The organism is Actinoplanes italicus, from assembly GCF_003001815.1.
Lineage (GTDB): Bacteria > Actinomycetota > Actinomycetes > Mycobacteriales > Micromonosporaceae > Actinoplanes > Actinoplanes italicus.
Genome location: NZ_PVMZ01000007.1, coordinates 210,167 through 236,004, shown reverse-complemented (window position 1 = coordinate 236,004; position 25,838 = coordinate 210,167). Strand labels below are relative to the sequence as shown.

At 72.4% G+C, this 25,838-nt stretch carries 23 protein-coding genes; 9 read left to right on the top strand and 14 right to left on the bottom strand.

Going from position 1 to position 25,838, the window contains the following annotated elements:
• Window positions 1-165: 165 nt before the first annotated feature.
• On the bottom strand, window positions 166-837 hold the full coding sequence (locus tag CLV67_RS19165) for an SGNH/GDSL hydrolase family protein (RefSeq protein ID WP_106320204.1): 672 nt from the start codon (window positions 835-837) through the stop codon (window positions 166-168).
• A 52-nt stretch (window positions 838-889) separates the two neighbouring features.
• Here CLV67_RS19165 and CLV67_RS52710 point away from each other — a divergent pair, with 52 nt between their 5' ends.
• A complete protein-coding gene (locus CLV67_RS52710) occupies window positions 890-1,690 on the top strand; it encodes a TetR/AcrR family transcriptional regulator (protein ID WP_106320202.1) in 801 nt (266 codons plus the stop codon).
• Here the strand turns inward: CLV67_RS52710 and CLV67_RS19155 are convergent.
• Complete coding sequence (locus tag CLV67_RS19155; protein WP_106320200.1) at window positions 1,637-1,939, bottom strand: DUF1905 domain-containing protein; 303 nt, start codon at window positions 1,937-1,939, stop codon at window positions 1,637-1,639. The genes CLV67_RS52710 and CLV67_RS19155 overlap by 54 nt on opposite strands.
• Window positions 1,940-1,978: 39 nt before the next feature.
• Window positions 1,979-2,320 carry a VOC family protein gene (locus tag CLV67_RS19150; protein ID WP_106320198.1) on the bottom strand — a complete coding sequence of 114 codons (342 nt, stop codon included), beginning with the start codon at window positions 2,318-2,320 and terminating at the stop codon, window positions 1,979-1,981.
• 103 nt (window positions 2,321-2,423) lie between these two features.
• Between CLV67_RS19150 and CLV67_RS19145 the strand changes: the two genes are divergently transcribed.
• The 3 genes from CLV67_RS19145 to CLV67_RS19135 are packed head-to-tail and all read left to right on the top strand — an operon-like array spanning window position 2,424 to window position 4,298.
• Window positions 2,424-3,182: a lytic polysaccharide monooxygenase gene (locus tag CLV67_RS19145; protein ID WP_106320196.1), complete on the top strand. Its 759-nt coding sequence runs from the start codon at window positions 2,424-2,426 to the stop codon at window positions 3,180-3,182.
• Window positions 3,167-3,748: a DUF305 domain-containing protein gene (locus CLV67_RS19140; protein WP_106320194.1), complete on the top strand. Its 582-nt coding sequence runs from the start codon at window positions 3,167-3,169 to the stop codon at window positions 3,746-3,748. Before CLV67_RS19145 ends, CLV67_RS19140 begins: the two co-directional genes overlap by 16 nt.
• 34 nt (window positions 3,749-3,782) lie before the next feature.
• Window positions 3,783-4,298, top strand: coding sequence for a GNAT family N-acetyltransferase (locus CLV67_RS19135; RefSeq protein ID WP_106320192.1), 516 nt, complete (start codon window positions 3,783-3,785; stop codon window positions 4,296-4,298).
• On the opposite strand, the gene CLV67_RS19130 is transcribed toward CLV67_RS19135, so the two are convergent.
• Window positions 4,288-5,202, bottom strand: a complete 915-nt coding sequence (locus CLV67_RS19130; protein WP_106320190.1) for a LysR family transcriptional regulator — start codon at window positions 5,200-5,202, stop codon at window positions 4,288-4,290. The genes CLV67_RS19135 and CLV67_RS19130 overlap by 11 nt on opposite strands.
• Before the next feature lie 70 nt (window positions 5,203-5,272).
• On the opposite strand from CLV67_RS19130, the gene CLV67_RS19125 reads away from it, so the two are divergent.
• Complete coding sequence (locus CLV67_RS19125; protein WP_106320188.1) at window positions 5,273-6,160, top strand: DMT family transporter; 888 nt, start codon at window positions 5,273-5,275, stop codon at window positions 6,158-6,160.
• A gap of 279 nt (window positions 6,161-6,439) precedes the next feature.
• Window positions 6,440-7,444, top strand: coding sequence for a sulfotransferase family protein (locus CLV67_RS19120; protein WP_106320186.1), 1,005 nt, complete (start codon window positions 6,440-6,442; stop codon window positions 7,442-7,444).
• Here CLV67_RS19120 and CLV67_RS19115 read toward each other — a convergent pair.
• Together CLV67_RS19115 and CLV67_RS19110 are read right to left on the bottom strand one after the other, a co-directional pair.
• Window positions 7,437-8,075 (bottom strand): response regulator, encoded by a 639-nt coding sequence (locus tag CLV67_RS19115; RefSeq protein WP_106320184.1) that lies wholly within the window; start codon window positions 8,073-8,075, stop codon window positions 7,437-7,439. The genes CLV67_RS19120 and CLV67_RS19115 overlap by 8 nt on opposite strands.
• Window positions 8,072-9,238 carry a sensor histidine kinase gene (locus CLV67_RS19110; protein ID WP_239166406.1) on the bottom strand — a complete coding sequence of 389 codons (1,167 nt, stop codon included), beginning with the start codon at window positions 9,236-9,238 and terminating at the stop codon, window positions 8,072-8,074. Before CLV67_RS19110 ends, CLV67_RS19115 begins: the two co-directional genes overlap by 4 nt.
• A 141-nt stretch (window positions 9,239-9,379) precedes the next feature.
• Between CLV67_RS19110 and CLV67_RS19105 the strand changes: the two genes are divergently transcribed.
• The 3 genes from CLV67_RS19105 (at window position 9,380) to CLV67_RS19095 (ending at window position 15,090) form a co-directional block, all read left to right on the top strand.
• Entirely contained in the window at window positions 9,380-10,165 is a 786-nt protein-coding gene (locus CLV67_RS19105; protein WP_106320182.1) for an ABC transporter ATP-binding protein, read from the top strand.
• A complete protein-coding gene (locus CLV67_RS19100; protein WP_106320180.1) occupies window positions 10,162-12,648 on the top strand; it encodes an FtsX-like permease family protein in 2,487 nt (828 codons plus the stop codon). Before CLV67_RS19105 ends, CLV67_RS19100 begins: the two co-directional genes overlap by 4 nt.
• Before the next feature lie 132 nt (window positions 12,649-12,780).
• Window positions 12,781-15,090 (top strand): N-acetylmuramoyl-L-alanine amidase, encoded by a 2,310-nt coding sequence (locus CLV67_RS19095; protein ID WP_106320178.1) that lies wholly within the window; start codon window positions 12,781-12,783, stop codon window positions 15,088-15,090.
• A gap of 4 nt (window positions 15,091-15,094) precedes the next feature.
• On the opposite strand, the gene CLV67_RS19090 is transcribed toward CLV67_RS19095, so the two are convergent.
• From CLV67_RS19090 to CLV67_RS19055, 8 genes are all read right to left on the bottom strand, one after another.
• Window positions 15,095-17,083, bottom strand: coding sequence for a response regulator (locus tag CLV67_RS19090; protein ID WP_106320176.1), 1,989 nt, complete (start codon window positions 17,081-17,083; stop codon window positions 15,095-15,097).
• On the bottom strand, window positions 17,080-18,150 hold the full coding sequence (gene cheB, locus CLV67_RS19085) for a chemotaxis-specific protein-glutamate methyltransferase CheB (RefSeq protein WP_106320174.1): 1,071 nt from the start codon (window positions 18,148-18,150) through the stop codon (window positions 17,080-17,082). The genes CLV67_RS19090 and cheB overlap by 4 nt, the downstream gene beginning before the upstream one ends.
• A 76-nt stretch (window positions 18,151-18,226) precedes the next feature.
• Window positions 18,227-20,302 (bottom strand): hybrid sensor histidine kinase/response regulator, encoded by a 2,076-nt coding sequence (locus tag CLV67_RS19080; protein ID WP_106320172.1) that lies wholly within the window; start codon window positions 20,300-20,302, stop codon window positions 18,227-18,229.
• A complete protein-coding gene (locus tag CLV67_RS19075; protein ID WP_106320170.1) occupies window positions 20,302-21,771 on the bottom strand; it encodes a methyl-accepting chemotaxis protein in 1,470 nt (489 codons plus the stop codon). The genes CLV67_RS19080 and CLV67_RS19075 overlap by 1 nt, the downstream gene beginning before the upstream one ends.
• Window positions 21,768-22,307 (bottom strand): chemotaxis protein CheW, encoded by a 540-nt coding sequence (locus tag CLV67_RS19070; protein WP_106320168.1) that lies wholly within the window; start codon window positions 22,305-22,307, stop codon window positions 21,768-21,770. The genes CLV67_RS19075 and CLV67_RS19070 overlap by 4 nt, the downstream gene beginning before the upstream one ends.
• Window positions 22,304-23,674, bottom strand: coding sequence for a CheR family methyltransferase (locus tag CLV67_RS19065; RefSeq protein WP_106320166.1), 1,371 nt, complete (start codon window positions 23,672-23,674; stop codon window positions 22,304-22,306). The genes CLV67_RS19070 and CLV67_RS19065 overlap by 4 nt, the downstream gene beginning before the upstream one ends.
• On the bottom strand, window positions 23,671-24,168 hold the full coding sequence (locus CLV67_RS19060; protein WP_239166405.1) for a chemotaxis protein CheW: 498 nt from the start codon (window positions 24,166-24,168) through the stop codon (window positions 23,671-23,673). Before CLV67_RS19060 ends, CLV67_RS19065 begins: the two co-directional genes overlap by 4 nt.
• 120 nt (window positions 24,169-24,288) lie before the next feature.
• Window positions 24,289-25,692: an acyltransferase family protein gene (locus CLV67_RS19055; protein ID WP_106320164.1), complete on the bottom strand. Its 1,404-nt coding sequence runs from the start codon at window positions 25,690-25,692 to the stop codon at window positions 24,289-24,291.
• Window positions 25,693-25,838 lie beyond the last annotated feature (146 nt).

Genomic DNA, 25,838 nt, shown 5'->3' with positions numbered 1-25,838 from the left:
GGTCACCACGCTGCCTGCCTGAGCGCGCCCGTGTGGGTGAGGTGCGGCTGCGGCTTGCGGGTGGGCGTGGGTCACCACGCTGCGGAGAAAGCGCCTTCGTGGTGATTCGTGGTGTGGATCGGATCGCGGATGACCACGGGGGAAGCGAGTTCGGGGCGGGCGTCGTCAGGTCAGTAGTGGGGCGGCCCTGGCGGCGAGGATCTCGCCCCATACCCGGTAGGCGGCGGGTGCGGGGTGGAAGCCGTCCTCGGCGAACAGGCCCGGCTGGTCCAGGGGCAGATCGCCGACCGGCAGGTGGTGGGTGTCCGGCGAGGCGGCGGCGAGAGCGGCGAGCTGCCGGTCGAGACGGCGGGCGTGGGCGCCGAACAGCGTGCGGACCGGTGCGGGCAGCGCTGGGAATCTGTGTACAGGGGGAAGGCCGGCCAGCAGGATCCGTGTCCCCGCGGACGATGTGGCCAGGTGGCCGCGGATGCTGCTGATCAGGCGGCTCACGTCTCGGTGGAAGGCGGCCGGGCGGCGGAGCCGGGTGGTGTCGTTGACGCCGACGACCACCAGCACGATGTCGGGATGGCGGCCGGTGGTCGGGTCCGAGAGGGCGGGGATCAGGGCGGCCACGGTACGGGCGGTGGCGCCTCCGCGGGCGGCGACGCGCCACGAGACGGCTCGGCCGAGGTGGCCGGCGAGGGCTCCGGCGAGCTGACCTGCCAGAGCCGTCTCGTGGTCCGGGGCTCCGAAACCGGCCGCGGAGGAGTCGCCGAGGACGGCCAGGCGTAGCTCGGGGTCCGGGCCGGGGGAGTGGCCGTGCACGGGGCCGCCGGCCGCTTGGACCTTGACCATGGCATCGCCTCCATAACGAGTGTTATGTCATAACACTCGTTATGGTAGGGGAGTGGTGAAGCAGGGTCGAGACCCTCGCACGGAACTCGTCGAGGCGGGTGCGCGGGTGCTGGCGGAGGAGGGGCCCGGCGCGCTGTCGGCGCGGTCCCTGGCCCGGGCGGCGGGCACGTCGACCATGGCGGTGTACACGCACTTCGGCGGAATGCCGGCGGTGGTGCGCGCGATCATCCACGAGGGGTTCGCCCGCTTGGCCGCCGAGCTCGCGCGGGTTCCGGCTACCGATGACGCGGTGGCCGACTGTGCGGCTCTCGCGCTCGCCTACCGCCGGGCCGCACACCGAGCCCCGCATCTGTATCGGGTGATGTTCGGGGCGGCCGGCGTCGAGCAGAGCGGCGAGGATCGTGCGATCGGCGCGTACACGCTGCGGGTGGCGCGGGACTCGATCGCGCGGTGCATCGAGTCCGGCCGGTTCCGCGCTGCCGAGCCGTGGGAGCTGACCCGGCAGTCCTGGTGCCTGGTGCACGGCCTGGTCAGCCTGGAACTGGCAGGCTTCTATCCCGGACGTCCCGCTGCTGAAGGGCCGGATGGCGAAGGACGGAGCGGAGAAGGACGGAGCGGAGAAGGACAAAGCGGAGAAGGTGCGGGCGCGGAACGGCCGGGCGCGGAACGGCCGGATGGCGCAGGAGCGGGGCGGGCAGCCGGATATGCGGATCTGCGGCGTTTCCTGGTCGGGTTCGCGGTAGGGGCCGGGGACCGCCTGGACCGGGCCGAGGCGTCGGTGGGCAGGGCGTTCCGGGAGTCAGAGGTCCAGCAGCTCGACGGCGACGGAGACGACGTCGCCCGCGGCGAGTGACTCGGCGGTGCGCACGGCCCGCTTGACCGGCAGCACGTAGGCGCCACGCCCGCTGCCCGGGAAGATCGACGTGGTCCAGACCGTCGCGCCGACGGCGACCCTCACCCGCAGCGAGCCGAAGCCGCGCCGCAGGCCGCCGGCCCGATGGCGGATCTCCTCCGAGGCGTCGACGGGCAGGCTGACGAACGTCCAGCTCTCGTCGCGCCGCGCGTCCCAGATCCACAGCTCACTCTCGAATTCCACCCGCACCCGCGCAGCATGCCACGGGGGTACGACAGGAACGCCGTGTCAGAGCGGTGCCCCGCCGAAGCCGAACTCGTTGCCGTCCGGGTCGACGTAGGTGGTCTTGCGCACGCCGTTCTCGTACGTCTCCTCCCTGTCCGGCTGCAGGCCGCGTGCCGTGATCGCCTTCATCCGATCGTCGAAGTCACCGACGAACAGGGTGATCAGGCCGTGCCCGGCGTGGGCCGGCCGGTGCTCGACGTAGACGAACCGGTTCTCGGCGACCTGCCACACCGATTCGACGTCGTTGGGGGAGAACGCGGGCGGCTCGCCGAGCAGTTTCTCGTACCAGTCGAGCGCCGCCGGATAGTCGCTCACGGAGATTCCGGCGAACAGGTCTACGGACATCACAACAGTCTACGAGACCCTAAAGATTCCTTAACAGTATTTACTGTTAAGACTCTTTAATTTACGTTGGTGAACACGCAGCCCCCTTCACAAGGAGCAATGCATGCGACGCAGGTTCACCCTTCCCGCACTGACCGTCGCAGCGGTCAGCGGTTCCCTCTTCGTGGCCGCTTCCCCGGCGTCCGCGCACGGTTACATCTCATCCCCGCCCAGCCGTCAGGCCAACTGCGCGAGCGGCGCGGTCTCCGGCTGTGGTGACATCGTCTACGAGCCGCAGAGTGTCGAGACCCCCAAGGGCTCGACGCAGTGCAACGGCGGCGGCAGCCGGTTCACCGTCCTCAACGACAACTCGAAGAACTGGCCGGCCGCCAGCGTCGGGTCGAGCGTCACCTTCAACTGGGTGATCACCGCCCGGCACCGGACCGCGACGTGGGAGTACTTCATCGGCAACAAGCTGGTGGCGTCCTTCAACGACAACGGTGCCCAGCCCGGGGCCACCAAGCAGCACACGGTCAACTTCGCCGGCTACAGCGGACGGCAGACCGTGCTGGCCCGGTGGAACATCTCCGACACGGTCAACGCGTTCTACTCGTGCGTGGACCTGAACTTCGGCGGGGCCACCAACCCGACGCCCACCCCGACCACGCCGAGCCCCACCCCGACCACGCCGAGGCCGACCACGCCGGCGCCGACGACTCCGGCGCCGACCAACCCGGGTTCGACCACGTGGGCGGCCGGTACGGCGTACAAGGCCGGTGACCGGGTCACCTACAACGGAGCCTCCTACCAGTGCCGGCAGGCGCACACCGCGCTGGCCGGGTGGGAGCCCCCGTACACCGCGGCGCTGTGGGCCGCCGTCTAGCAGGAACGGGCGGTCCGGTTCTCCGGGCCGCCCTCTCCCTGCTGCTGCTCGGGCTGCTGGCCGCGTGCGGAGGTTCGCCGCAGGCCGCCCCGCAGTCCGCCTCGTTCAACGACACCGACGTGATGTTCCTGCAGATGGGCCTGGCGCAGATCACCGAGGGCGACCGGGTCGCGGAGATGGCCGAGAGCCGGGCGTCCAACCCGGAGATCAAGGCCGTCGCCGGCGAGCTGCGCGGCCAGTGGCGCACCGAGAGCGACACGATGCGCGGCTGGCTCGAGCAGTGGAAGCGGCCGCTCGAGGCGGACCCGTCGGCCGGGCTGCACGCCGGGCACGGGGACCTGCACTCGCTGCGTGAGGAGGACTTCACCGGGCTGGGCGGATTCCAGGGCGCCGAGTTCGACCGCGCCGCCGTGGCTCTGCTGCTCGGCAACCTGCACAACGCCATGGAGACCATCCGGATGGAGGCCACCGGTGGCTCGTACCCGCAAGCGGTTGATCTCGCCAAGAAGATGACGGAGGCGCGGCAATCGCAGATCCAGCGACTTCTCGCGTTGGCCGCCGGATGAAAAACCGATAGACCGAGGTGGGTACGGTCGGCGCATGCCTGAGTTGATCGCACCGACCGCCCGCCTGCACGCTTCCTGGATCGAGTCCCGCGACGAGTGGGGCCGCGGCGTCCACCAGGACGGCGCGGGTCTGCGTGAGGCCGGAGAGGTGGACACGCCGGAGGGCTTCGCGGAGTGGGTGGCCCGGCTGAACGCTGCCGAGCACGCCGCTCCGGAGGGCTGGGTGCCGTGCACGTTCCGGTGGATGGTGGAGGGCGACCGCTATCTCGGCGCGATCGCCCTGCGCCACGAGCTCAACGACTTCCTGCTGGAGGCGGGCGGCCACATCGGTTACGGCGTGCGCCCTTCCGCCCGTGGGCACGGCCTGGCGTCCTGGGCGCTCGGCGAGATCCTCGCGGAGGCCCGCAAGATCGGGCTGGAGCGGGTACTGGTGACCTGCAACGTCCCCAACATCGCCTCGGCCCGCACGATCGAGCGCAACGGCGGCGTCCTGGAGGACGTGCGCGACACCGAGCTGGGCGCCCTCAAGCGGTACTGGATCACGTTGTAGCCAGCGGCGTCGCGGGCAGCGCCTGCACGGTCTCGCGCAGCATCGCGAGCAGGCCCGCGACGAGCGGATCGGTGCGCCGCCGCCGTGCGATGGCGGCTCCCACGTAACGGCAGGGGCCGGGTGGGACGAGCCGGGCCGCGGTGAGTCCGGAGGCGTCGGCGGTGAGCGCCACCTCGGGGATCATCGAGATGCCGACCCCGGCCCGGACCAGCGACTGCGCGAACTGGTAGTCGGTGCCCCGGCACGCGGTGTTCACCTCGAACCCGGCGAGTGCCGCGTAGTGCTCGACCATCTCGGCGACCGACAGGCAGCCCTGCACCCAGCGTTCGCCGGCCAGTTCGGCCAGGGCGAGCGCGGTGCGCCCGGCGTGGCGGTGCCCGGCCGGCAGCACGATCCACATCGGGTCGTCGAGCAGCGGCGTCCACTCGACGCCGGGCGGTATCGCCGGCACGCCGTCGTAGTGGTAGACCAGCGCCAGGTCGGCCGCCCCGGACCGGACCAGGGGCAGGCTCGCCTCCGGTTCGCTCTCGATGACGGTGAGCTCCACGTCGGGCCGCTGGGCGGTGAACCGGGTGAGCGCGTGCGGCAGGATACGCTGCCCGCCGCTGGTGAAGGTGGCCACCGTCAGCCGCTCGGTCCGGGCCGACAGGCGCGCGATCTCCTGCTCGGCACTGAGCAGCTCGGCCGCGATGGCGTCGGCGGCCTCGGTGAGGACCCGGCCCGCCTCGGTGAGCTCGACGCCGCGGGTGCTGCGCCGTACGACCGGGGTGCCGACGGCCCGTTCCAGGGCGCTGATCTGCTGGGAGACCGCAGACGGCGTGAGACGCAGCTCGGCGGCCGCGCGGTTGAAGCTGCCCTGGCGGGCGACCTCGGTGAGCACCTGCAGGCGGCGCGCGTCGATCATAAGTAATCCTTAACACGGCATCAGTAGGTGGCCACTTCCGCTTACTACCGTACGGCCCCAGGCTGTAGGAGTGAATCGTCTGGCCTGGCTTCTCTTCGTGCTCTGCTCGTTCCTGTGGGGCATCCCGTACTTCCTCATCAAGATCGCGATCGAGGACCTGTCACCGGTGGTCGTGGTGGCCGGCCGTACCGCCATCGCCGCCGCAGTGCTGATCCCGTTCGCCCTGATGCGCGGCACGCTCGGTGCGCTGCGCGGGCGGATGCGCGTGGTCGCGCTGCTCTCCGCGGTGCACATCGTCGGGCCGTTCCTGCTGATCACCTACGGCGAGCAGCACATCACCTCGTCACTGACCGGCATCCTGATCGCGATCGAGCCGGTCGTCATCGCGCTGCTGCTGTCGCGTACCGAGCCGCTCACCCCGACACGGGTCCTCGGCCTGGTCATCGGTTTCGCCGGGGTGGTGGTCCTGGTCGGGGTGGACCTGTCCGGTGACCGGTGGGGGCTGGTCGGCGCCGCCATGGTGCTGCTGGCCGCGATCAGTTACGCGGTCGCGACGATGCTGGTGCAGCGGCACGCCGCCGACATCCCGCCGGAGTCGCTGACCGTCGGCACCACGGTCATCACCACGCTCGTGCTGCTGCCGGTCGCGCTGTTCAACCTGCCCGTCGAGCCGGTGGGCGTGAACTCTCTCAGTGCGCTCGCGGTGCTCGGGGTGTTCTGCACGGCGATCGCGCTGCTCGCCTTCTACAAGCTGATCGCGCTGGCCGGGTCGAACCGGGCCGGACTGATCACCTATGTCAACCCGGTCGTCGCCGTGCTGCTCGGTGTGGTGCTGCTGAACGAGCCGATCGGGCCGGGGACGCTGGGAGGTTTCGCACTGGTGGTGGCCGGTTGCTGGTTCGCCACACGGCCGGTCGTGGAACGTACCGAAGAGAAGGTGTTGGAGCCCTCACGGTGAGTGAAATGTAAACGAGGAGGTCGGTCCGCAAGCCGGACCGGCCTCCCGGTTTGATCGGCTCTGACCAGGGCCTTTGTGTATCGGTCGGATAACCTTTGTTGCGCAGTTGGCAAACTGCCAGTCAACTCACAGCCAGCGAACAGCCGACACCACTTGGAAGCACAGGGTTTTTGCGAAATCTTTGCCAAGTCTTCAAGATCGTAGGGAAGACCTGGGAAAGGAGCGACATGACAGCGCTGGGGACGACAAACCCCACGGGGTGCTTCTACGGTGGTCGGCATGTCCTCTGACCGCCCGATCTTCGTCGTCGGCTGTCCCCGGTCCGGCACGACGATGCTCCAGCTCATGCTGCACGCGCACCCCCGGATCGCGCTACCGCCGGAGACCCGCTTCCTCCTGGCGGCCTACTCCAAGCGCGCCGAGTTCGGTGACCTCACCGACCCGGCCCGGCGCCACGAGCTCGCCCGGTTCATCGTGGAGAGTCTCCAGTTCGAGGACCTGGGCCTGGACACCGACGAGACGGTGGAGGCCATCGTGGCCGGTCCGCCGACGATCGGCTCCGCCTTCGGGATCGTCTTCCGGATGTATTCGCAACGGTTCGGCAAAGCCCGCTGGGGCGACAAACGGCCCCTCTACCTGCGGCACCTGACGACCATTCTGAGGCTCTTCCCGGACGCGCAGATCATCAACATCATGCGGGACGGACGGGACTGCGTGGCGTCGCTCAAGGAGACGCCGTGGAAGCCGTCCGAATTCGACACGCTGATCGACTACTGGACCAAGTCGGCCGACGCCTCGCTGCTGGCCGCACGCCGGTACCCGAAGGACGTCTACTTCCAGGTGCGCTACGAGGACCTGGTCGCCGACCCGGAACCGCACCTGCGGAGGATGTGCGAGTTCCTGGAGGAGGACTACGACCCGGCCATGAGCACGCCGAACAAGCTCGCGTCGGTGGCCGTGCCGGAGTACAAGACGTGGCACACCCTCACCCACAAGGCGCCCACCACCGAGCGGATCCAGAGCTGGCGTACCCGGCTCACCGAGGAGGAGCTGCGCCGCTGCGAGGACACGTTCGGCGACCGGCTCGCCAAGTTCGGCTACCAGCCGTCGGTCCCGGTGCCGCGCAGCACCCGGATGCGCTCGGACGCCCGGCTGATCGCCCGGCACCGGCTCGGCCCGGCCAAGCAGGCGGCCCGCAACCTGTTCCGGCCCGCCGAGCCGGCCGAGCCGCCGGTGGCCGCGCTGCTGACCAAAGGGCAGCTGCGCAGCCGGGTGATCAGCTGATCAGCCGTCGTTCCCAGGCCCACGCCGCGATCTCCACCCGGTTCCGGGTGCCGAGCTTGGCGTGGATGCTGCCGAGATGCGTCTTCACGGTCCCGACCGAGATGAACAGCTCACGGGCGATCTCCGCGTTGGTCTGACCGCGGGCGGTCAGGCGGACCACCTCCAGCTCACGGGGGGACAGTCCGCCGTCGCCGCTCGCGGGCGCCGGCTTCGACAGGTGCTGCAGCAGCCGGACCGTGATCGACGGGCTGATCAGCGCGTCTCCGGAGGCGGCCGCGCGGACCGCCTCCACCAGCAGCGCCGGGCCGGAGTCCTTGAGCAGGAACCCGGCCGCGCCGCCGAGCAGCGCCTCGTGCACGTACTCGTCCAGGTCGAACGTGGTCACCACGACCACCTTCACCGGGTCGGGCACCTCCGGTCCGGCCAGCAGCCGCAGCGCCTGCAGCCCGTCCATCCGCGGCATCCGGATGTCCATCAGCGCCACGTCGGGCTTGAGCCGCCGCGCCTCGGCGACCGCCTCCACCCCGTCGGCCGCCTCGCCGACCACCTCCATGTCCGGCTGCGCCCCGATGATCATGCCAAACCCGGTGCGGACCATGGCCTGGTCGTCGGCGATGAGAACCTTTATCAAGACTCGCTCCACTCCAGCGGCAACACGGCGTCGACGACCCATCCGCCGGCGACGCCCGGCCCCGCCGTGATCCACCCGCCCACGGTGCGGACCCGTTCGGCGAGGCCGACGAGACCGTACCCCGGGCGGTGCGGGACGGCGGGTGTCCGGGCGGCGGGTCCGTCGTTGGTCACCCTGACCATCAACTGCGCGGGTGTACGGGCGAGCCAGACACCCACCACCGACGCCTCCGGAGCGTGCTGGCGGATATTCGTGAGAGCCTCCATCACCACCCGGTAGGCCGACGTCGAGACCTCCACCGGAAGTCCCGCCATGTCGCCTTCCACGTGCAGCCCCGCCGGCGGCCCGCCGGCCGCCGTGAACTGCCCGACCAGCGTCTCCAGGTCGGACACCCCGGCCACCGGGGCGAGCGGCGCGTCCGGCCGCGACTGCGGGTCACGCAGCACACCGACCATCCGCCGCATCGACGCCATCGTCTCGGCGCCCGCCTGCTCGATCTGCTCCAGGGCCAGCAGCACCCGCTTCGGGTCCTGCTCGGCCACGAACCGGGCACCCTGCGCCTGCACCACGATCCCGGTCACGTGGTGGGCGATGAAGTCGTGCAGGTCGCGGGCGAACTCGGCGCGCTGCTCGGCGCGGACCGCGTCGACCGCCCGCTGCCGGTTGCCCTCCAGCGTCCGCAGATAGACACCGACCCCGATCGCGGCCGCCCCGGCCAGCGCCTGGACCAGCCCGAACACCACCCCCTGGGCGTCCCCCAGACCGGTCCGCAGCGGGACCCCGGCCACCGCCGCCAGCAGCAGCGCCACCGCCGGGACGGCCCACACCGCCCGGCCCCGGCGCGCCACCACCATCAGCACCCCGAGCAGCGCCGCCGACTCGGCCAGCCCCCACAGCGACTGCTCCGGCGCGGTCAGGAACACGACCGCGGTCAGGAACAGCGAGTGCAGGCCGAGGACGATCCCGGCCCGGGGCAGGAACACCGAGTCCTGCCGATGCGCCGGTAACCAGACCGCCGCCGCGGCCACCGCGGCGGCCACCCGCCACAGCGCCATCTCCACCGAGTCCGAGGCCAGGCCGCCCTGTACGTCGAGAATGCCGAGGAAGGCCAGCGCGAGGAAGGCCGCGAGCTGACCCAGCCGGAGCAGGGCGAGGTTCATCATCGTCACCCAGCGTAGGCGGACCGGGGCCGGTCTCCATCGGCCGAAAGTTAGACCCGCATCCCCGACAGCGGGCGGATGCGCGAGGTTGCATCGATCGACCAATATCCGTCAGGTCCGATTCACAGCTAGCTTGGAGCATTCATGCAGAGGCAGTCCTCACCCGTCTCCGGGCGCGGGAACGTCGCCGGGCACGAGAGCCTGGCGGCCGTCGCGGCCGTCGATCTGGTGAAGGTGTACGGCGCCGGCGACACCGCGGTCCGGGCGCTCGACGGCGTCACCGTGGGCTTCGAACGCGGCCGGTTCACCGCCATCATGGGCCCGTCCGGTTCCGGCAAGTCCACGCTCATGCACTGCCTCGCCGGTCTCGACACCGCCACCTCCGGGCAGGTGCTGCTCGGCGGCACCGACCTGACCACCCAGCCGGACAAGGTGCTCACCAAGGCCCGCCGGGAGCGGATCGGGTTCGTGTTCCAGTCGTTCAACCTGCTGCCGCAGCTCACCGCGGCCGCCAACATCACGCTGCCGCTCGACCTGGCCGGCCGCAAGCCGGATCGTGAGTTCCAGGACCGGCTGATCACCACGCTCGGCCTTTCCGGACGGCTCAACCACCTGCCCGCCGAGCTCTCCGGCGGCCAGCAGCAGCGGGTCGCGCTGGCCCGGGCCCTGGTCTCGCGGCCCGAGGTGGTCTTCGCCGACGAGCCGACCGGCAACCTCGACTCCCGGTCCGGCGCCGAGGTCCTGGCCCTGCTCCAGAACTCGGCCCGCGACCTGGGACAGACCATCGTCATGGTCACCCACGATCCGGGCGCCGCCGCGTACGCCGACCGGGTCGTCATGCTCGCCGACGGCCGGCTGGCCGGAGAGATCCAGAACCCGGACATCGCCTCGGTCACCGATGCCCTGCAGAATCTGGCGGCCGGTCGATGAACACCGTTCTGCGCACTCAGCTCGCCGGTGTCAGCCGCCGGCCGGCCCGGATGCTGCTCACCGGGCTCGCGGTGCTGGTCGCGTCGTTCGTCGTCTACGCGACCGTGCTGGCCCAGCAGATCACCGAGCGCAGCGTGCTCAACGGCCTCAGCGGCACGCCGGAGGCCACCGACCTGGTGGTGATGAGCGGTGAGATCGCCAGGAAGGACATCACCGCGGTCGAGGGCCTGCCGGGGGTCGCCGAGGTGGTGGCCCGTGCCGAGAACGGCTTCCAGCTCGGCCCGGGATACCTCGTCGTCAGCACCGATCCGGGCAGCGGGCCGCTGAGCACCGTCAAGGTCACCGAGGGCCGCTTCCCGGCCGCGACCGGCGAGATCGCGGTCACGCCCCGGACCGTGGAACGGATGGGCCTGCCGATCGGCTCGAAGATCCCGGTCCAGCCCGAGGGTGGCAAGCCGATCACGCTCACCGTCGTCGGCGTGGCCGAGACCCGCGACGACGTCGGCTTCCTGTCGTACGGGTCGCTCGACACGGTGACGGCGGCGACCGGCACCGAGTACATCGACCGGCTCGAGATCCGCCTCGACGCCGGAGCCGACCCGCAGTCCGTGCGGGAGCGCATCGAGCCCCTGGTCGCGGGCGAGGGCGCGCCCCTGATCGTCGCCGGGCCGGAGGTCCGGGAACAGGAGGCCATCGACGCCGCCTCCCAGGTCGAGCAGCTCTTCATCGTGGTGCGCGTCTTCGTGGCGGTCGCCGTGGCGGCGGCCGGGCTGATCGCCGCCTCCACCTTCCGGATCGTCTTCGCGCAGCGGATGCGGCAGCTCGCCCTGCTCCGCGCGGTCGGCGCCGGCCGGGGCGCCCTGGCCCGGGCACTGGCCCTCGAGGGTGCACTAACCGGCCTGCTCGCCGGGGTCACCGGTGTGCTCGGCGCGCTGGCCCTCGGCCATCTGATCCCGGTCGTGCTGTCGGCGTTCGGCGTGGAGATCTCCAGCCCCGGCCTGCCGCTGGCGCAGGCCGCCGGCACCGTGCTGCTGGCCGTCCTGATCACCGTCGTGGCCGTCCTGGCACCGGCGTTCTCCGCCTCCCGGGTCGCGCCGCTGGAGGCGCTGCGGTCAGCCGCGACCAGTGGTGCCAAGCAGGGCATCGGACTGCTGCGGATGATCACCGGGCTGCTTTTCGCCCTGGCCGCCGGCGGCCTCGCCGCTCTGGTGTGGACGAGCCTGCCGGGCCCGCAGGAGCAGAACTACCCCGCCGAGCAGATGCTGCTCAGCGTCGTCGGCTCGGGCGCGCTCGCCTTCATCGCCCTGATCGCGCTCGGTCCGCTGCTGGTCCGGCCGGTCCTCGCGGTCGCCGGCCGGCCGCTGCGGCTGCTCGGCCCGGTCGGGCGGCTCGCGGTCGGCGGCGTCGGCGGCAGCGCCCGCCGCGCGGCGGCGGTGTCGGTCGTGGTCGCGCTCGGCGTCACCCTGGTCACCGGGGTGCTGGTCGGCGGTGACTCGATCCGGGTGCTCGCCAACCGGGAGGCGGTCGCCGCGGCACCGGCCGACTTCCAGCTGGAAGGCGCACCGGACGGCACCCTGCCGGCCGGGCTCGCCGAGAAGGCCGCCGGCCTCACCGAGCTGACCCGCGTCACCCCGTACCGCCGGGTGGTCGACGTCAAGGTCGGCGACCTGGAGGGCGGCAACGCGACCGACCTGTCGACCACCGCGCTGCCGAGCCTGTCCGAGCTGGACGTCAAGTCCGGGTCGGTGGCGGATCTCGCGCCCGGCCGGGCGGTCGTCGCCGGATACGTGGGACTGCAGACCGGTGACCAGGTCACCGTCTCGGCCAAGGGCAAGCAGGTACGCGTGACGGTCGCCGCCGTCCTCGGCGGTCCCACCCCGCTGCGGACCGAGGTCCTGCTCGACCGGGCCGACCTGACCGCCCTGGGCGCGCCCGCCGCGCCGACCGGCCTGCTCGCCGACGCCGCCACGGCCGGTGAGGACGGCCGCACCACGGCACTGCGGGCGCTGCAGGGCACGATCGGCGCCGGCTCGGAGGCCCGGGTCGAGGTGCTCGCCGACCAGCGTGACGCGGTCGACCAGCAGCTCGGCGTGCTGATGCTGATCGCGCTGGCCCTGATCAGCCTGACCGTGCTGATCGCGGTCGTCGGTGTCGGCGCGACGACGGCGCTGTCGGTCGTCGAGCGGGCCCGCGAGTCGGGGCTGCTGCGCGCGGTCGGCATGTCGCGCGGCGGGCTGCGCGGGATGCTCACCACCGAATCGGCCCTGTACGGCCTGATCGGCGCCGTGCTCGGGGTGGTGCTGGGTGTTCCGTACGCCTGGCTCGCCGTCTCCGCCATCGGCCTGGACGCGCCGCTCACCCTGCCGGTGTGGCAGCTCGTCGCGGTCTTCGTGGTCCTCGTGCTCCTGACCGCGCTGGCCGGCGTGATGCCGGCCCGCAAGGCCGCCCGCGTGAGCCCGGTGACCGCCCTCGGCACCGAGTAAGCCCCCGGCTGTGCCACACCGCTGTCTCAGCCGCGTTGAGACAGCGGTGCGGCACAGCCGGACAGCACCTCGCGGCGATCGTCCGGTAGGGTCACGCCCCCAGGACTGTCGATCACCGCGGGGGACACGGGGATGCAGCGCAAGCTGGCGATGGGTATCGGCACGGCGGTCGCCGTGCTCGCGGCCGGGGGCGGCGTCGCCGTCCTGACCTGGCCGTCGGCGGGCACACCGGCGGGGGCCGCGCCCGTCATCGCACCGGCCGAGCTGCCGCCGGACCCCAGCCCCGCACCCCCGCGGATCCGCACCGAGCTGAACAGCCTCGACCTGAAGCCCAGCGGTGGCCGGGCCGAGATCGCCCAGCGGGACACGAAACGGTTCAGCCTGCTCGGCATCAGCTGGTCGGACCCGGCCGCCGAGCCGGACGGGACCATCGAGGTGCGCACCCGCGGCGTCGCCTCCGGCAGGTGGACCGGCTGGCAGGAGCTCGAGAAGTCGGACACCGGCCCGGACGGCGCCGAGGCGTCCGCCTCCGGCCGCCGGGGTGCCACCGAGCCCCTCTGGGCGGGCCCGTCCGACGGCGTGGCCGTCCGGATCGCCGGGAAGCAGAACGGCCTCCCGGCCGGGCTGCGGCTCGACCTGATCGACCCGGGCACCGAGAAGACCGGCGGCCGCGGCGCCGGCGAGCCCTCGCCCAGCGCCTCGGCGGACCCGTCGGCCTCCGTCTCTCCCGAGCCGGCCGTCCCGGCCCCCGGCGACGAGGAGCCGATCGAGGGCGACGGCCCGGTCGAGGACGTCACCGAAGAGCCCGTCGCCGAGCCGGCGGTCGTCGAGGAGACCCCGGTCCCGGTCGCGGAGGACCCCGCGGCCGGCGCCGACTCGGTGATTCAGCAGGTGGCGCCCGCCCAGGCCGCGTCCACCGGACCGGTCCCGGAGCCGACGTCGACCGTGCCGGTGAAGGCGCAGTTCCCGAGCTACTTCACGCGCAAGGCGTGGAGCGCCGACGAGACGATCGTCGGCAGCGTCACCGACGCCAAGGTGGTCAACGCGGTCTGGGTGCACCACACCGGCACCAGCAACGACTACGACTGCTCCGAGTCGGCGGCGATCGTGCGCAGCATCCAGAGCAACGACGTCAAGGTCAAGGGCCTGTCCGACCTCGGCTACAACTACATGGTCGACAAGTGCGGGCGGCTCTTCGAGGGCCGCCGGGGCGGCGTGGAGAACGCCATCGCCCCCGCCGCCACGGTCGGATTCAACACCGGTTACGCCGCGATCGCGGTGATCGGCAACTTCGAGACCGCGGCCTCCAACGCGGCGATCGAGACGATCCTCGCCCAGGTCGGTGCCGCCCGCCTCGGTAAATACGGCCTCAACCCGACCAGCCGGGCCACCTTCGCGGCCGGCGTGGCCAACGGCAAGCTGGCCAAGGACGAGAAGATCACGATCCCGCGGCTGGCCGGGCACCGTGAGGCCGACGCGACCCTTTGCCCCGGCGCCAGCCTCGACGCCCGCCTGCCCGACATCCGCGCCAGGTCACAGCAGATGGTCACCGGGATGACGCTCACCAAGGTCGCCGGCGGCGGCTACTCCGGCGGCGCCTACTACGTGAAGACCGCCGCCTGGCTCACCTGGGCGGTCGCCAACACCGCCACCGACATCGCCCGGTTCGACGTCTACCTCGACGGCAAGGTGGTCGGCACCCAGCCCGGCACCGCGACCGGCGCGAAGGTGGACATCCCCGCCGGCGCGCACACCGTCACCGTGCTGGCCGTGCACACCTCCGGCACCACGGCGCGGGTCGGCGTCACCATCCACGGCGACACCACGGCACCCACCTATCGGGCCGTGCTGCCGCTCGACCTGGTCAGCGGCACCTACAGCACCACCTCGGTGCCGGTCCGGCTCGGCCTCACCGGCACCGACAACGTCAAACTCGCCGGATACACGGTGAGCCGCCCCCGCGCCGCGAACCTCGGCCCGGTCGGCAGCTGGACCACCACGGTCCGCCCCGGCGCCGCCACCTGGACCGTCACGGCCAAGGACACGGCCGGCAACACCCGGGCCGCGTCCATGTCGCGGACCGTGGTGCTGTCCGCCGAGACCTCCGCCAAGAAGACCGGCACCTGGAGCTCGCGGCAGAGCAAGTCGTACCTCGGCGGCAAGGCCCTGACCTCGGCCAAGAAGAACGCGAAGCTGACCTACACGTTCACCGGCCGGTCGGCGGCGCTGCTCTTCTCACGGGGGACCAAGACCGGCAAGGCGTACGTCTACCTGGACGGCCGGAAGGTCGCCACCATCGACACCCGCTCCGGAGCCACCAGGTACCGCCAGGCGCTGTGGGTGTCGTCGACGTCGGTCAAGAAGCACACCGTCGTGATCGTGGTGGCCGGCACCTCCGGCCGCCCGACCGTGGTCTCCGACGGGCTCGCCTACATCCGCTGAGTTCTCACCCGGACCGGCGCGGGTTCGCCCGCCGGTCCGGACCGGTGACGTCAGCGGACGGCGGCAGCGTGAACCAGAACGTCGCGCCCCGGCCCTCCCCGCCCTCCGCCCGGATCTCGCCGCCGTGCCGTTCCACCGCCCGGTGCACGGTGGTCAGCCCGATCCCGGTGCCCGGGAAGTCACGCGCGTCGTGCAGCCGGGCGAACGGCCGGAACAGCTGGTCGGCCTGCTCGGCGGGGAATCCGGCGCCGTTGTCGCGCACGTAGAAGCGGTCGTCCTCGGCGCCCACCTCGACGACCGGGTCGGCCACCTTGCGGGTGAACTTCACCGCGTTGTTGATCAGGTTCTCCAGGATGACCCGGACCAGGCCCTCGTCGCCGTCGGCGGTCATCGACTCCCGTACCGTGAAGGTGACCTGCCGCTCCGGATCGCGGGCCGCGACGTCACTGATCACCTGGCGGGCCGTCGCCGTCATGTCGAACCTCGCCCGGCGCAGCTCGCCGCGGCTGGCGCGGGCCAGGATCAGCAGCGACTCGACCAGCTCGGCCATCCGCATCGCCGCCGCGTGCACCCGGGTGAGGCGATAGCGGGTCTTCTCGCCGAGCGGCTCCTCGTCCTCCTCCAGCATGTGCTCGGCGAAACTGCTGATCACCTGGAGCGGGCCGCGCAGGTCGTGGGACACCGACCCGGAGAACGCCTCCAGCTCCCGGTTGCGCCACTCCAGCTCCTCGACCAGCGCCGCCCGCGTCTCGGCCAGCTGCCGGGCCGCCCGTTCCTCGGCCGCGTCCAGCTCCCGGCGCATCAGCTCCTCGCGGATCCGGCGCGCGTCGTCGTGCGACTGCTTGCGGCGGATCTGGGCGCGTACGTGCACCCGCAGCCCCTCGGGCACGTCGGTGTCGCGTACGTAGTCGTCGGCGCCGGCCGCCAGGCAGTCCAGCATCCGTTCCTCGGCGCCGGTCATCACCACCGGCAGGTCACCGACCAGCGGCACCTCCCGCAGCCGGCGGCAGTCCTCCCGGGCCCGGTCGATGTCGTCGCCGATGCTGATCACGATGCAGTCGACCGGCTGCGCGGCGAGCAGGTCGAGGGTGTCGTCGATGCCGGAGGCCTGCACGATGTCGTAACCGTCGGCGCGCAGCGCGTCGGCCCAGTGGTCGAGGTGGTTGCGCGCGGAGCCGACCATCAGCACCTTGCCCGGCCCGTGCGGCACACCGAGCGCCTCGATCGGCAGTTGCTCGGCGCTCTGCCGCAGCACCGCGGCCAGTTTCGCCAGCACCACCGCGAGATCCTGCTGCTTGCGGACGAACGCGTCGGCGCCGGCGTCGAGCATCTGCATCTCGGTGGCGTAGTCGTCGGCCGCCGTCATCAGCAGGCACGGCGTGTCGCGCAGCGCCGGGTCGAGACGGATCCGGCGGATCACGGTGGCGCCGTCGATGCCCGGCATCACCCCGTCGACGATCACCGCGTGCGGCCGCCGGTCGGCGGCCATCCGCAGGCCCTCCTCGCCGCCGGGGGCGGTCAGCACCGCGTACCCCTCCGGTTCCAGCAGCTCACGCAGCTTCTCCCGGAACGTCATGCTGTCGTCGATGACCAGGACGGTGGTGCGGTCGGCGGCCCGGTCCGGGGTCTCACCGAGCAGCTGGCGGGTACGCGCCACCACGTACCCCGCGTCGTAGGGCTTCCCCACGTACTCGTCGGCGCCGGTACGCAGCCCGGCCAGCCGGTCGGTGACCTCGCTCTCGCTGGACAGCAGCATCGTCACCACCCCGCTGCGGCCGGGATCGCGCCGCAGCTCGGTGAGCAGTTCCAGGCCGTCGGCGTCGGGCAGCAGCACGTCCAGCACCGCCGCGTCGAAGCGGGCGTCGCTGAACGCGGTCCGGGCCTCCGCCCCGTTGGCGCACAGGATGGTGGCGAACCCGTCATCGGAGAACGCCTCGTGCAGGTCCATCCGCACGGTCAGGCTGTCATCGACGATCAGCACGGTCGGTGTCATCGGCGCACCGCCGCGGTGTGCAGCTCGGCGACCCGGGCGGCCATCCGGCCGGGCGGCAGCACGTGCACGGCGGCCCCGAGCAGGGCCGCCTCCCGCGGCATCCCGTAGACGGTGCAGCTCCCCTCGTCCTGGGCGAACGTGACCGCACCACGGTCGCGCATCTGCAGCAGCCCGGCCGCGCCGTCACGGCCCATCCCGGTGAGCAGGCAGCCGGCGGCGGCCGGGCCGAACTCCTCGGCCACCGACTCGAACAGCACGTCCACCGACGGCCGGCAGGAGTGGCGGGGCGGGCCGGCGCTGAGGCGGAGCAGCCCGTCGCGGACGAACAGGTGCCGGTCCGGCGGCGCCAGCAGGATCCGCCCGGCGCCCCGCGCGACCGGGGAGCCGTCGACGGCGTACCGCACGTCCCGGCCGGTCTGCCCACCCAGCCAGTCGGAGAAGGCGACCGCGAACTGTTCGCTGGCCGCGATGTGCTGCACCGCCAGCACCGGGGTCGGGAAACTCGGCGGCAGGCCGCGAAGGAACTCGGTGAGCGCGGCCGGTCCGCCGGTGGAGGCGCCGACCGTGACCACGTTCAGGCGGCCGGTGGCGGGCAGCGGCACCGGGACAGGCGGCGCCGGCGGCGGCGGGGAAGCGGTGACCCGGCGGTCCAGCCGGGCCCGCGGGTGCGTGATCACCCGGATCCGGGCCACCATGCGCACCGAGGTACGCAGCCGCACCGCCCAGTCGGCGTCCGAGTCGTCGCCGCGCGGCTTCTCCATCACGTCGACCGCGCCCGCGGCCAGCGCGTTGTACGTGCTGAACAGCTCCTCCCGGTCGGCCGACGACACCACGAGGATCGGCGTCGGGTGCTCGGCCATGATCTGTTCGGTCGCGGCGAGTCCGCTGATGCCGGGCAGCATCATGTCCATCGTGATCACGTCGGGGCGCAGCCGTCCGGCCAGCTGCACGGCCCGTTCCCCGTCGGCCGCCTCGCCGACGATCTGGAGCTGGGGATCCGCGGTGAGCGCCTCCCGGAGGTGATGGCGCATGGTCGCGGAGTCCTCGACGATCAAGACCCTTGTCATGTCTGCGCCCCCTGGGCCGTGCCCTGCCGGCCCTCGCCTGCGGCGTGTTGCGGTGGCTGCCGCTCGGTGCAGTCGGTCATGTCCGAACCACCAGCCGCCTGATGTGCTCGAGGAGTTGCTCCTGGTCGAACTCGCCTTTGACGACGTAGGCGCTGGCCCCGGCCGCCCGGCCGCGGTCCCGGTCGGCGGCGCTGGCCCGGGAGCTGACCAGGATCGCCGGGACAGTCGCCAGCTTCGGGTCGGCGCGGGTCCGTTCGACGAAGGTGAAGCCGTCGATGCCGGGCATGTCGATGTCGGTGAGGAACAGGCCGTACGAGCGGGCCGCCGCCCTCTCCAGCCCCTCCTCGCCGGAGGCGGCCAGGTCCACCTCGTAACCGGCCGACTCGAGGATGCTGCGTTCCAGCATCCGGGTGGTCAGCGAGTCGTCGACGACGAGGATGGGCAGCGGCTCGGCCACCGCCGGGGCCGCCGTCCGGTCACCGCCGCGCAGGTTGCGCAGCACCTCGTCGGCCAGCCCCAGCGGGTCCAGCACCAGCCGAGGGTTGCCGTCCGCGTCGACCGCGACGCTGCCGATCACCGGCGCTGCCGGGGCCAGGTCCGGCAGCGGCCGGGCGACCAGCGCCGACGTGCCGGCCAGCCGGTCCACACCGATCGCGAACACCCCGTTGTCGCCGTTGATCACCACCGCGGCGCCGATGCCGGGGGAGTCCGGCACGGTCGACCCCGTGTAGAGCGCCTCGGCCAGCGGCAGAAAGGGCGCGGCACTGTCCTCGTGGACCAGCCGGCCGCTGGCGGCGGCGGCCGTGACCTCCTCGGGACTCAGCCGGACACAGGCGCGGACCGCGTCCAGCGGCAGGGTCGCCACGGTGCCGCCGGCCTCGACGATCAGCCCGGTCATCGCCAGTAGCGCCAGCGGGATGACCAGCTCGACCGTGGCGCCCCGGCCGGGCTCGCTGCGGACCGCGACCTCACCCTGCAGCTGGACGGCGACCTCGCGGACCGCGTCCATGCCGATGCCCCGCCCGGAGACCTCGGTGACCGACGGCGACGTGCTGATCCCGCCCTGGAGCACGAGCCGCAGCAACTCGTCGGTGTCCGGCGGCCGTCCACCGGACGGAAGCAGGCCCCGCGCCAGCGCGGTGCTGCGCAGCGCCTCCAGATCGAAGCCGCGGCCGTCGTCGACGCAGCGGAACACCGCATGCCGTCCCCGCCGTTCCACCTCCAGGGTGATCGTCCCCTCGGCCGGTTTACCGGCGGCCAGCCGGACGTCCTCCGGCTCGATCCCGTGCACCACCGCGTTGCGCACCACGTGCAGGAAAGCGCCGCTGACCGGCCCGAGCAGGTGCGCGCCCATCCGGATCCCGGCACCGCGGGAGACGAACCGGACCCTTCTGCCCTCGCTGTCGGCGGCGTCCCGGACCGCCCGGCGCAGCGTGGTGAACACCGAACCGACCGGCACCAGCCGCAGCCCTTCGGCCTTGGCCCGGACGTCGTCGAGTTCCCGTTCGATCTGGTCGACCGCGTCGGTGAACCGGCGCCCGGCCGAGCCCAGTTCCCCGGCGAGCCGTTCGGCCGCGGCCCGCGCCGCCGTCGTGGTGCCGGCCCGGTCCAGACGCAGCTGGTCGGCGAGGTTCACCGCCGACCGGTGCAGACGTTCGACGGTGGAGCACCCGGTGCGCAGCGGCGCCATCCGGGCGTTGGTCTCGCCGATCGCGTCCAGCAGCTCGTCCAGGTCCCGGGTGGAGGCCCGGTGGGTGGCGGCCTCGGCCGGTTCCGGATCGCTCTCGGGCGCCGGAACGTCGGGTGGCGCCGCCGCCTTCTCCGGCTCGGCGGGCTTCTCCAGCGCGGAGACGTACGACGCGATCTCGTCGTTGAGGCGCAGCAGCTCGCGCATCTCCTCGGCGGCCAGCGACCCCTCGTCGGTGCGGTGCGGGACCAGGACCTCCTCGAACGCGTGCGCCCGGTCGGCGATGTCCTTCTGCCGCACCACCCGGGCCGCGCCCTTGAGCGTGTGCGCGAACCGCAGCAGCCGGGCCACCGGCTCCGGTCCGGCCCGCTGGTCCAGGTCGAGCACCCCGGCCGAGATCTGGTCGATCAGCTCACGCGCCTCGATCCGGAAATAGCGCAGCGGATCCCGGCCCCCTTCGGCCATCAGTGACGCCCGGTGCCGACCATCTCCAGCAGGTCACTGGAGAGCGTCGAGAGGTGAGCGGCTGTCTGCCTGGTCTGCACCGCGCTGGCCTCGGTCTCCCGCGACACCCGTGCCGTGTCCGAGGCGGCCACGTTGACCTGCTCGACCGCCGTGGTCTGCTGCTTGGTGGACAGCTCGATCTCCCGGGTGGCGTCGTTGGTGGTGGAGACCAGCTGGGCGATCTCCCGGAACGAGTTGGTGGCGTCGTCGAACTTACGCGCGCCGGCGTCGACCGCCTTCGCCCCGATCTCGGTGGCCATCACGGTGGTGTTGACGGCGCCCCGGACGTCCTCGATCAGTGTGCGGATCTCCTTGGCCGAGGCGGCCGTACGGTCGGCGAGTTTCCGGATCTCCTCGGCCACCACCGCGAACCGCCGGCCCCACTCGCCGGCACCGCTGGCCTCGATGGTGGCGTTGATGGCCAGGATGTTGGTCTGCTCGGCCAGCTCCGACACCAGGTCCACGACCTGGCCGATCTGCTGCGACTTCTCGCCGAGCGCGAGCATGTGCTGGACGATCTGGTCGACCTGGGAGCGGATCGTGCCGATCGAGCTGCGGGTCTGGTCGATGGTGGCGTCCCCGGCCCGCGCCGCGGCCTCGGTCTCCTCGGCGATCTTCGACACCCGCTGGGCGCTCTCGGCGATCTGCCGGGACGTGATCAGCAGCTCGCTGATCGTGGTGGTGATCTCGCTCATCGCGCTGGCCTGGTCGCGGCCGCCGTTGACCTGCTGCGCGGCGGCCGCCTCCAGCTGCGCCGACGAACTCTGGATGTGACCGACCGCGGCGCCCACCTCGCGCTTGAGGTCCCGGCTCAGCCGCAGGGCGACCAGGACGGCGCTGATCGCGGTCAGCACCCCCAGCCCGATGACCAGCCCGATGGCCTGATTGGCCCGGGTCGAGGACTCCTGCCGGTCACGGTCGACGTCGTTGCGGACCCGCACGATGAGTTCGGCCAGGGCCTGCTGCAGCTGCGTGCGGACAGGGACGACCTTGGTGTCGTTGATCCGGGTGATCGCGACGATGTCGTTGTTGACCGCTCGCTCGGTCATCATCTCGGCGCTCGCGGCGGCATGCCGTTCGTTCAGGCCGCGGATCTTGGTGAGCATCTCCTGGGAGGCGGTGTCGGAGATGCCGCGCTGCAGCTCATCGAGCTTGCGCCGGAAGTCCTGGTGGTGTTCCTCGGTCAGCCGGGAGTTCTCCGGCCTGCCGTCGAGCAGATAGTTGCGGTAATCGGCGATCCGCATCTCCATGAGCCGGCTCAGCTCCTCGGCGCCGGCCAGGTCCTCGGTCGCCGACGTGATGGCCGAGTCCTTGGCGGAGACCACGACGGCCAGACCGGCCACCGAGATCGCGATGGTCAGCAGGGTGAGCAGGACGGTGATGGCGACACCGACCGCCAGTTTCCCGCCGTACGTGCGTCCGGCCATCATCGGGTCTCCTCGGGGACGGGCCGGTGTCCGGCCAACTGGTGTACGAGTGCACGGGCGGCCGTGACGTCCACGATCGGCCGGTCGCCGTCCGGCAGCCGGACCATCCCGCGCAGACAGCCCTTCCGGTCGCCGTCGGCCGAGCCGCCGATCACGTCGGTGACCGGCACCCGCAGGTGGCGGTCCAGCTCGTGGAAGGCGAGCGCCAGCGGCGGTTCGCCGGTGGTGAGCAGCAGCCAGCGGGGTCGCTGCGGCACCGGGTGGGCCAGCAGGCCGGCGAGGTCGTACACCGGGACCACGGTGCCGGCGAACCCGGCCACGCCGATCAGCGCCCGGACCGTGGTGGGCAGCGCGGTCACCGGCCGGTCGGGGTGCAGGCCGGAGCACTGGTCCAGGCGGATCGCGTACGGCCGGCCACCGGCCCGTACCGCGAGCAGCTCCACCATCTCGCCGTCCAGGACCCGGGCGGGGTCGGCGAACGACCGGTCGAAGTCGTCGCGCAGCCGGGCCACCCGGTCGGCCACGCTGACCCTGCTCATCGCCGTACCCCGCAGGAGTCCAGTTCGGTGCGGCACAGCATGGTCAGCGCGAGCCGCCCGAAACCGCCGCCGAACAGCACGATCCGGTCCTCGTCCTCGGTGGTCAGCAGTTCCGTCGCGGCCTCCAGATGCTCGGCCGCGCCGCGATCGTCGCCGCGCCGCCGGGCCAGCAGCCCCATCCGCAGCCGCGGCATCGCGAACCGCGGATCCAGATAGGCGGCCAGCCGGTACTGCCCGACCGCCTTCTCCGCGCAGTCCAGCTCGTGGCAGACGCCGAGCAGGTGGTGCGCGTCGGCCTGCGGCCCGCCGGTGTGCAGCAGCCGGTGCGCGGTGTCGCGCGCCTCGTCGATCCGGCCGACCTGGGCCAGCAGCACCCCGCGCGGCAGCACGTCACGGGTGCCGATCGCGTCCAGGGCGTCGGCGAAGCGGTCCTCGCGCATCAGGGCGAGCGCCCGCTGCAGCGGGTCCGCTCCGGCCGGCCGCCTCGGGGCGGCGGCCGGTGCCGCGACGGTCAGCCGTGGTGCCGGAGAGGGTTCGGGTGTCCGGGCGGGAGCCTGCCGGCGGTAGTAGACGGTCCCGTCGGAGTGGCACAGCTCGAGCCCTTCCGGCCGGCTGCCCAGCGAGTCTGTGTGTCCCAGGAACAGGAATCCGCCGTCGGCGAGCGCCCGGGTCATCCGCCGGATCAGGTCGGCTCGCACCTCCTCGGTCAGGTACATCAGCAGGTTGCGGCAGAAGATGACGTCGTAACCGGCCGGATGCCACAGTTGCGGGTCGTCGGTGGCGACGTTGTGCTCGACGAACCGGACCGCCGACACGATCTCGTCGGCCACCCGGAAGCCGTCGGCGGTCCGGCGGAACCAGCGACGGCGTACGTCCTCCGGCGTGTCCCGCAGCGACCACGGCGAGTAGGCCGCGGTCCGGGCCCGGCGCAGCATCTCACGGTTGGCGTCGACGCCGGTGACCGTCACGATCCAGTCCGGGCCGGGGCGGGCCCGGACCGCCGCGATCGCCAGCGAGTACGCCTCCTCGCCGGACGAGCAGCCGACAGAGAGCAACCGCAGCACCCGCTGCCCGGCCCGCGCTTCCAGGAGTTCGGGCAGCGCCCGTTCGTTCAGCACCCGGAACTGTTCGGAGTGCCGGAAGAAGTACGTCTCGGTGATGCTCAGCGCCTGTGCCAGCTCGGCGGTCTCGGTGGTCCACCGGCGGCCGGCGAGCCGGTCGAGATACTCCCGCTCGTTCAGCCCGTGCGCCCTGGCCCGGGCGGTCAGCACCTCGGCGGTCTGCCCGAGGTCGTGGTCGGCGAACGTCCAGCCGAGCCGTCTCTGCAGCAGCTCCCGGAAGCGGGTCAGGGACGCCGCGCCGATCATGACGGGTTCTCCGGTGGCGTCTGACCGGCTGCCTCCCACACCTCGTCCGGCACGGCGGCGATGCTGTGCAGGAGCAGCAGCGGCTCGGTGCCGAGCGTGCCGACGGCGGCGATCAGCGTCCGCGACACCCCGGCCAGCACGGCGGCCGGGCCCTCGGGCGGTTCCACGTGGACCTCCCGCACGCCGAGGACCTCGCCGGTGGCGCAGACGATCGGCCCGCGTCCGGCACGGACCGCGACGTACCGGTCCACGGTCGTCTCGACGCCGGTCAGCAGGCGCGGCATGTCGATCACGGGGGCCGGGGCGCCGCGCAGGATGGTCAGGCCGCGGACGTACGGTGGTGTGCCGGCCAGTGCCCGCGTCTCCAGCGGGCGCATGGTCTCGATGACCTCGCCGAGAGGGAGAGCGCAGTAGAACGGACCGGCGCGGAACACCAACGCGACGACTCCGGCGTCCAGCGCCGGAGCCAGAACACCGCCAGGCCGCCCCCCCACTGCCTCAGGCTAACCACCGTTTTGTGAGCTTCGCTCGCTATCTGGCATTCACGGCATTCCGGTGTACGCCGGTCGGCCGGCCCGGCGCGCGGCCGCCCTCCGCGCGCCGGACCGGCCTGCTCAGGTGGCGTCGTCGTGGCCGGTGAAGCGCAGCGGCAGCGGATGCCCGCCGGGCTGGGTGGGCGGGGCGTATCCGGCCCACGGAGCGCCCTGCGGCCCGGTGTGCGGCGCACCGCCACCGGCCGCCGCCGGGGGCCTTCCCGCCACCGGCATGTCCCGGGCGAGCCGGTGCGGCGTGATCCGCTGGGTGGCGACCTCCCGGTCGGACAGCGCCTCGCGCGGCGTCTCCGGCCAGCCCGCCGGGAGCCGCTCCGCCCTACGTGGCGCAGGCGCCGGGGGAGCCGCGTGCCTCGGCGAAGCCGAACTCGAAGCCGAAGCCGAAGGCGGAGCCGAAGGCGAAGCCGGAGCCGGAGCCGACGGCGGAGCCGCGGGCGTCGCGGGCCACAACCGTGGTCGCCGGCCCGCGGCCAGGTCCTCGGCCCAGCCGAACATCGCCACCAGCACCGCTGTCAGCGCGGCGGTCACCGCCAGGGTCGCGAAGTCCTCGAAACGGCCGAGATCATCCAGGCCGGTACGTTCGAGCACGGGCCAGACCGCGGCGATCGCCACCCCGTGCCACAGGTAGATCGTCACGGCGCGGGAGTTGAGCCCGGACACCAGGTTCGCCACCGGCCGCAGCCGGGCCAGGGGATCGGAGGCGGGCTCCCAGCGCAGCAGGAGCAGCACCGCCGCGAGCGAGTAGACGGCCTGCGCCTCGGACGCCTCGTTGAGATCCCAGCCGACCTCGGCGTGTCCCTGGACCAGCCAGTACAACCCCAGGCCGCCGAGCGCGCACGCGGCCAGGACGGTCAGGGCGGGGTGCAGCCGGCGCAACCGGCCGTCGCGGTGCGCGAACCCGGCCAGCCAGCACGCCCCGTACGTGGTCAGGTCCCAGAGCGCCGACTCGACCGGGGCGGGCATGCCGAAGTCGCCGTGCTCCAGCATCGCCATGCCGAGCAGCGGGACCGCCAGCAGCGGCCACCCGATCTTCTTGAACAGCGGATACAGCAGCGGCGACAGCAGGACGAGCCACAGGTAGGTGCGGACGTACCAGAGCGCGTCCCAGACGAAGGCGGCCGCGTCGCTGCCCGGTGGGTCGCCCAGCGGCAGCAGCCAGAACCCGAGTTCGGCCGGCCGGAACGGGTGCTGCCCGTCGGTCTCGGCGGCCCACCCGGCCCCGAGCATCGCCGGCACCGCCATCAGGCCGAGCAGCCAGACCGGAGGGAGCAGCCTGCGCAGGCGGGAGACGACGACCGGACGGGCCGCGCGCCGGTCCAGCGAGGCCGCCGTCAGCGACCCGGCGACCGCGAACATCACGCCCATCGCCGGGAACACCACGGACAGCCAGGCCCAGCCGAAATGGTGGTACACGACGACCCGGACGATCGCGGCGGCACGAAGCGTGTCCAGGTATCGATTACGCACCGCGAAACCGTAGCGACGGCCCGCCCGAGGCCGGGACCACCGGCCGGACGGCGGAATGCGCCTGTGTGGATTACCCCGATAGGTGGAAGAACGCCGGAATCCTGTGCGCTTGTGCGACACCCGTGATCCGGTCTCCGTTGCGTTTC

What these genes read in the sequence shown, in the direction of transcription:
- CLV67_RS19165 (WP_106320204.1), bottom strand. Translation starts at nt 837, where the DNA reads ATGGTCAAGGTCCAAGCGGCCGGCGGCCCCGTGCACGGCCACTCCCCC.
- CLV67_RS19150 (WP_106320198.1), bottom strand. Translation starts at nt 2,320, where the DNA reads ATGTCCGTAGACCTGTTCGCCGGAATCTCCGTGAGCGACTATCCGGCG.
- CLV67_RS19145 (WP_106320196.1), top strand. Translation starts at nt 2,424, where the DNA reads ATGCGACGCAGGTTCACCCTTCCCGCACTGACCGTCGCAGCGGTCAGC.
- CLV67_RS19135 (WP_106320192.1), top strand. Translation starts at nt 3,783, where the DNA reads ATGCCTGAGTTGATCGCACCGACCGCCCGCCTGCACGCTTCCTGGATC.
- CLV67_RS19130 (WP_106320190.1), bottom strand. Translation starts at nt 5,202, where the DNA reads ATGATCGACGCGCGCCGCCTGCAGGTGCTCACCGAGGTCGCCCGCCAG.
- CLV67_RS19120 (WP_106320186.1), top strand. Translation starts at nt 6,440, where the DNA reads ATGTCCTCTGACCGCCCGATCTTCGTCGTCGGCTGTCCCCGGTCCGGC.
- CLV67_RS19110 (WP_239166406.1), bottom strand. Translation starts at nt 9,238, where the DNA reads ATGATGAACCTCGCCCTGCTCCGGCTGGGTCAGCTCGCGGCCTTCCTC.
- CLV67_RS19105 (WP_106320182.1), top strand. Translation starts at nt 9,380, where the DNA reads ATGCAGAGGCAGTCCTCACCCGTCTCCGGGCGCGGGAACGTCGCCGGG.
- CLV67_RS19100 (WP_106320180.1), top strand. Translation starts at nt 10,162, where the DNA reads ATGAACACCGTTCTGCGCACTCAGCTCGCCGGTGTCAGCCGCCGGCCG.
- CLV67_RS19095 (WP_106320178.1), top strand. Translation starts at nt 12,781, where the DNA reads ATGCAGCGCAAGCTGGCGATGGGTATCGGCACGGCGGTCGCCGTGCTC.
- CLV67_RS19090 (WP_106320176.1), bottom strand. Translation starts at nt 17,083, where the DNA reads ATGACACCGACCGTGCTGATCGTCGATGACAGCCTGACCGTGCGGATG.
- cheB (WP_106320174.1), bottom strand. Translation starts at nt 18,150, where the DNA reads ATGACAAGGGTCTTGATCGTCGAGGACTCCGCGACCATGCGCCATCAC.
- CLV67_RS19080 (WP_106320172.1), bottom strand. Translation starts at nt 20,302, where the DNA reads ATGGCCGAAGGGGGCCGGGATCCGCTGCGCTATTTCCGGATCGAGGCG.
- CLV67_RS19075 (WP_106320170.1), bottom strand. Translation starts at nt 21,771, where the DNA reads ATGATGGCCGGACGCACGTACGGCGGGAAACTGGCGGTCGGTGTCGCC.
- CLV67_RS19070 (WP_106320168.1), bottom strand. Translation starts at nt 22,307, where the DNA reads ATGAGCAGGGTCAGCGTGGCCGACCGGGTGGCCCGGCTGCGCGACGAC.
- CLV67_RS19065 (WP_106320166.1), bottom strand. Translation starts at nt 23,674, where the DNA reads ATGATCGGCGCGGCGTCCCTGACCCGCTTCCGGGAGCTGCTGCAGAGA.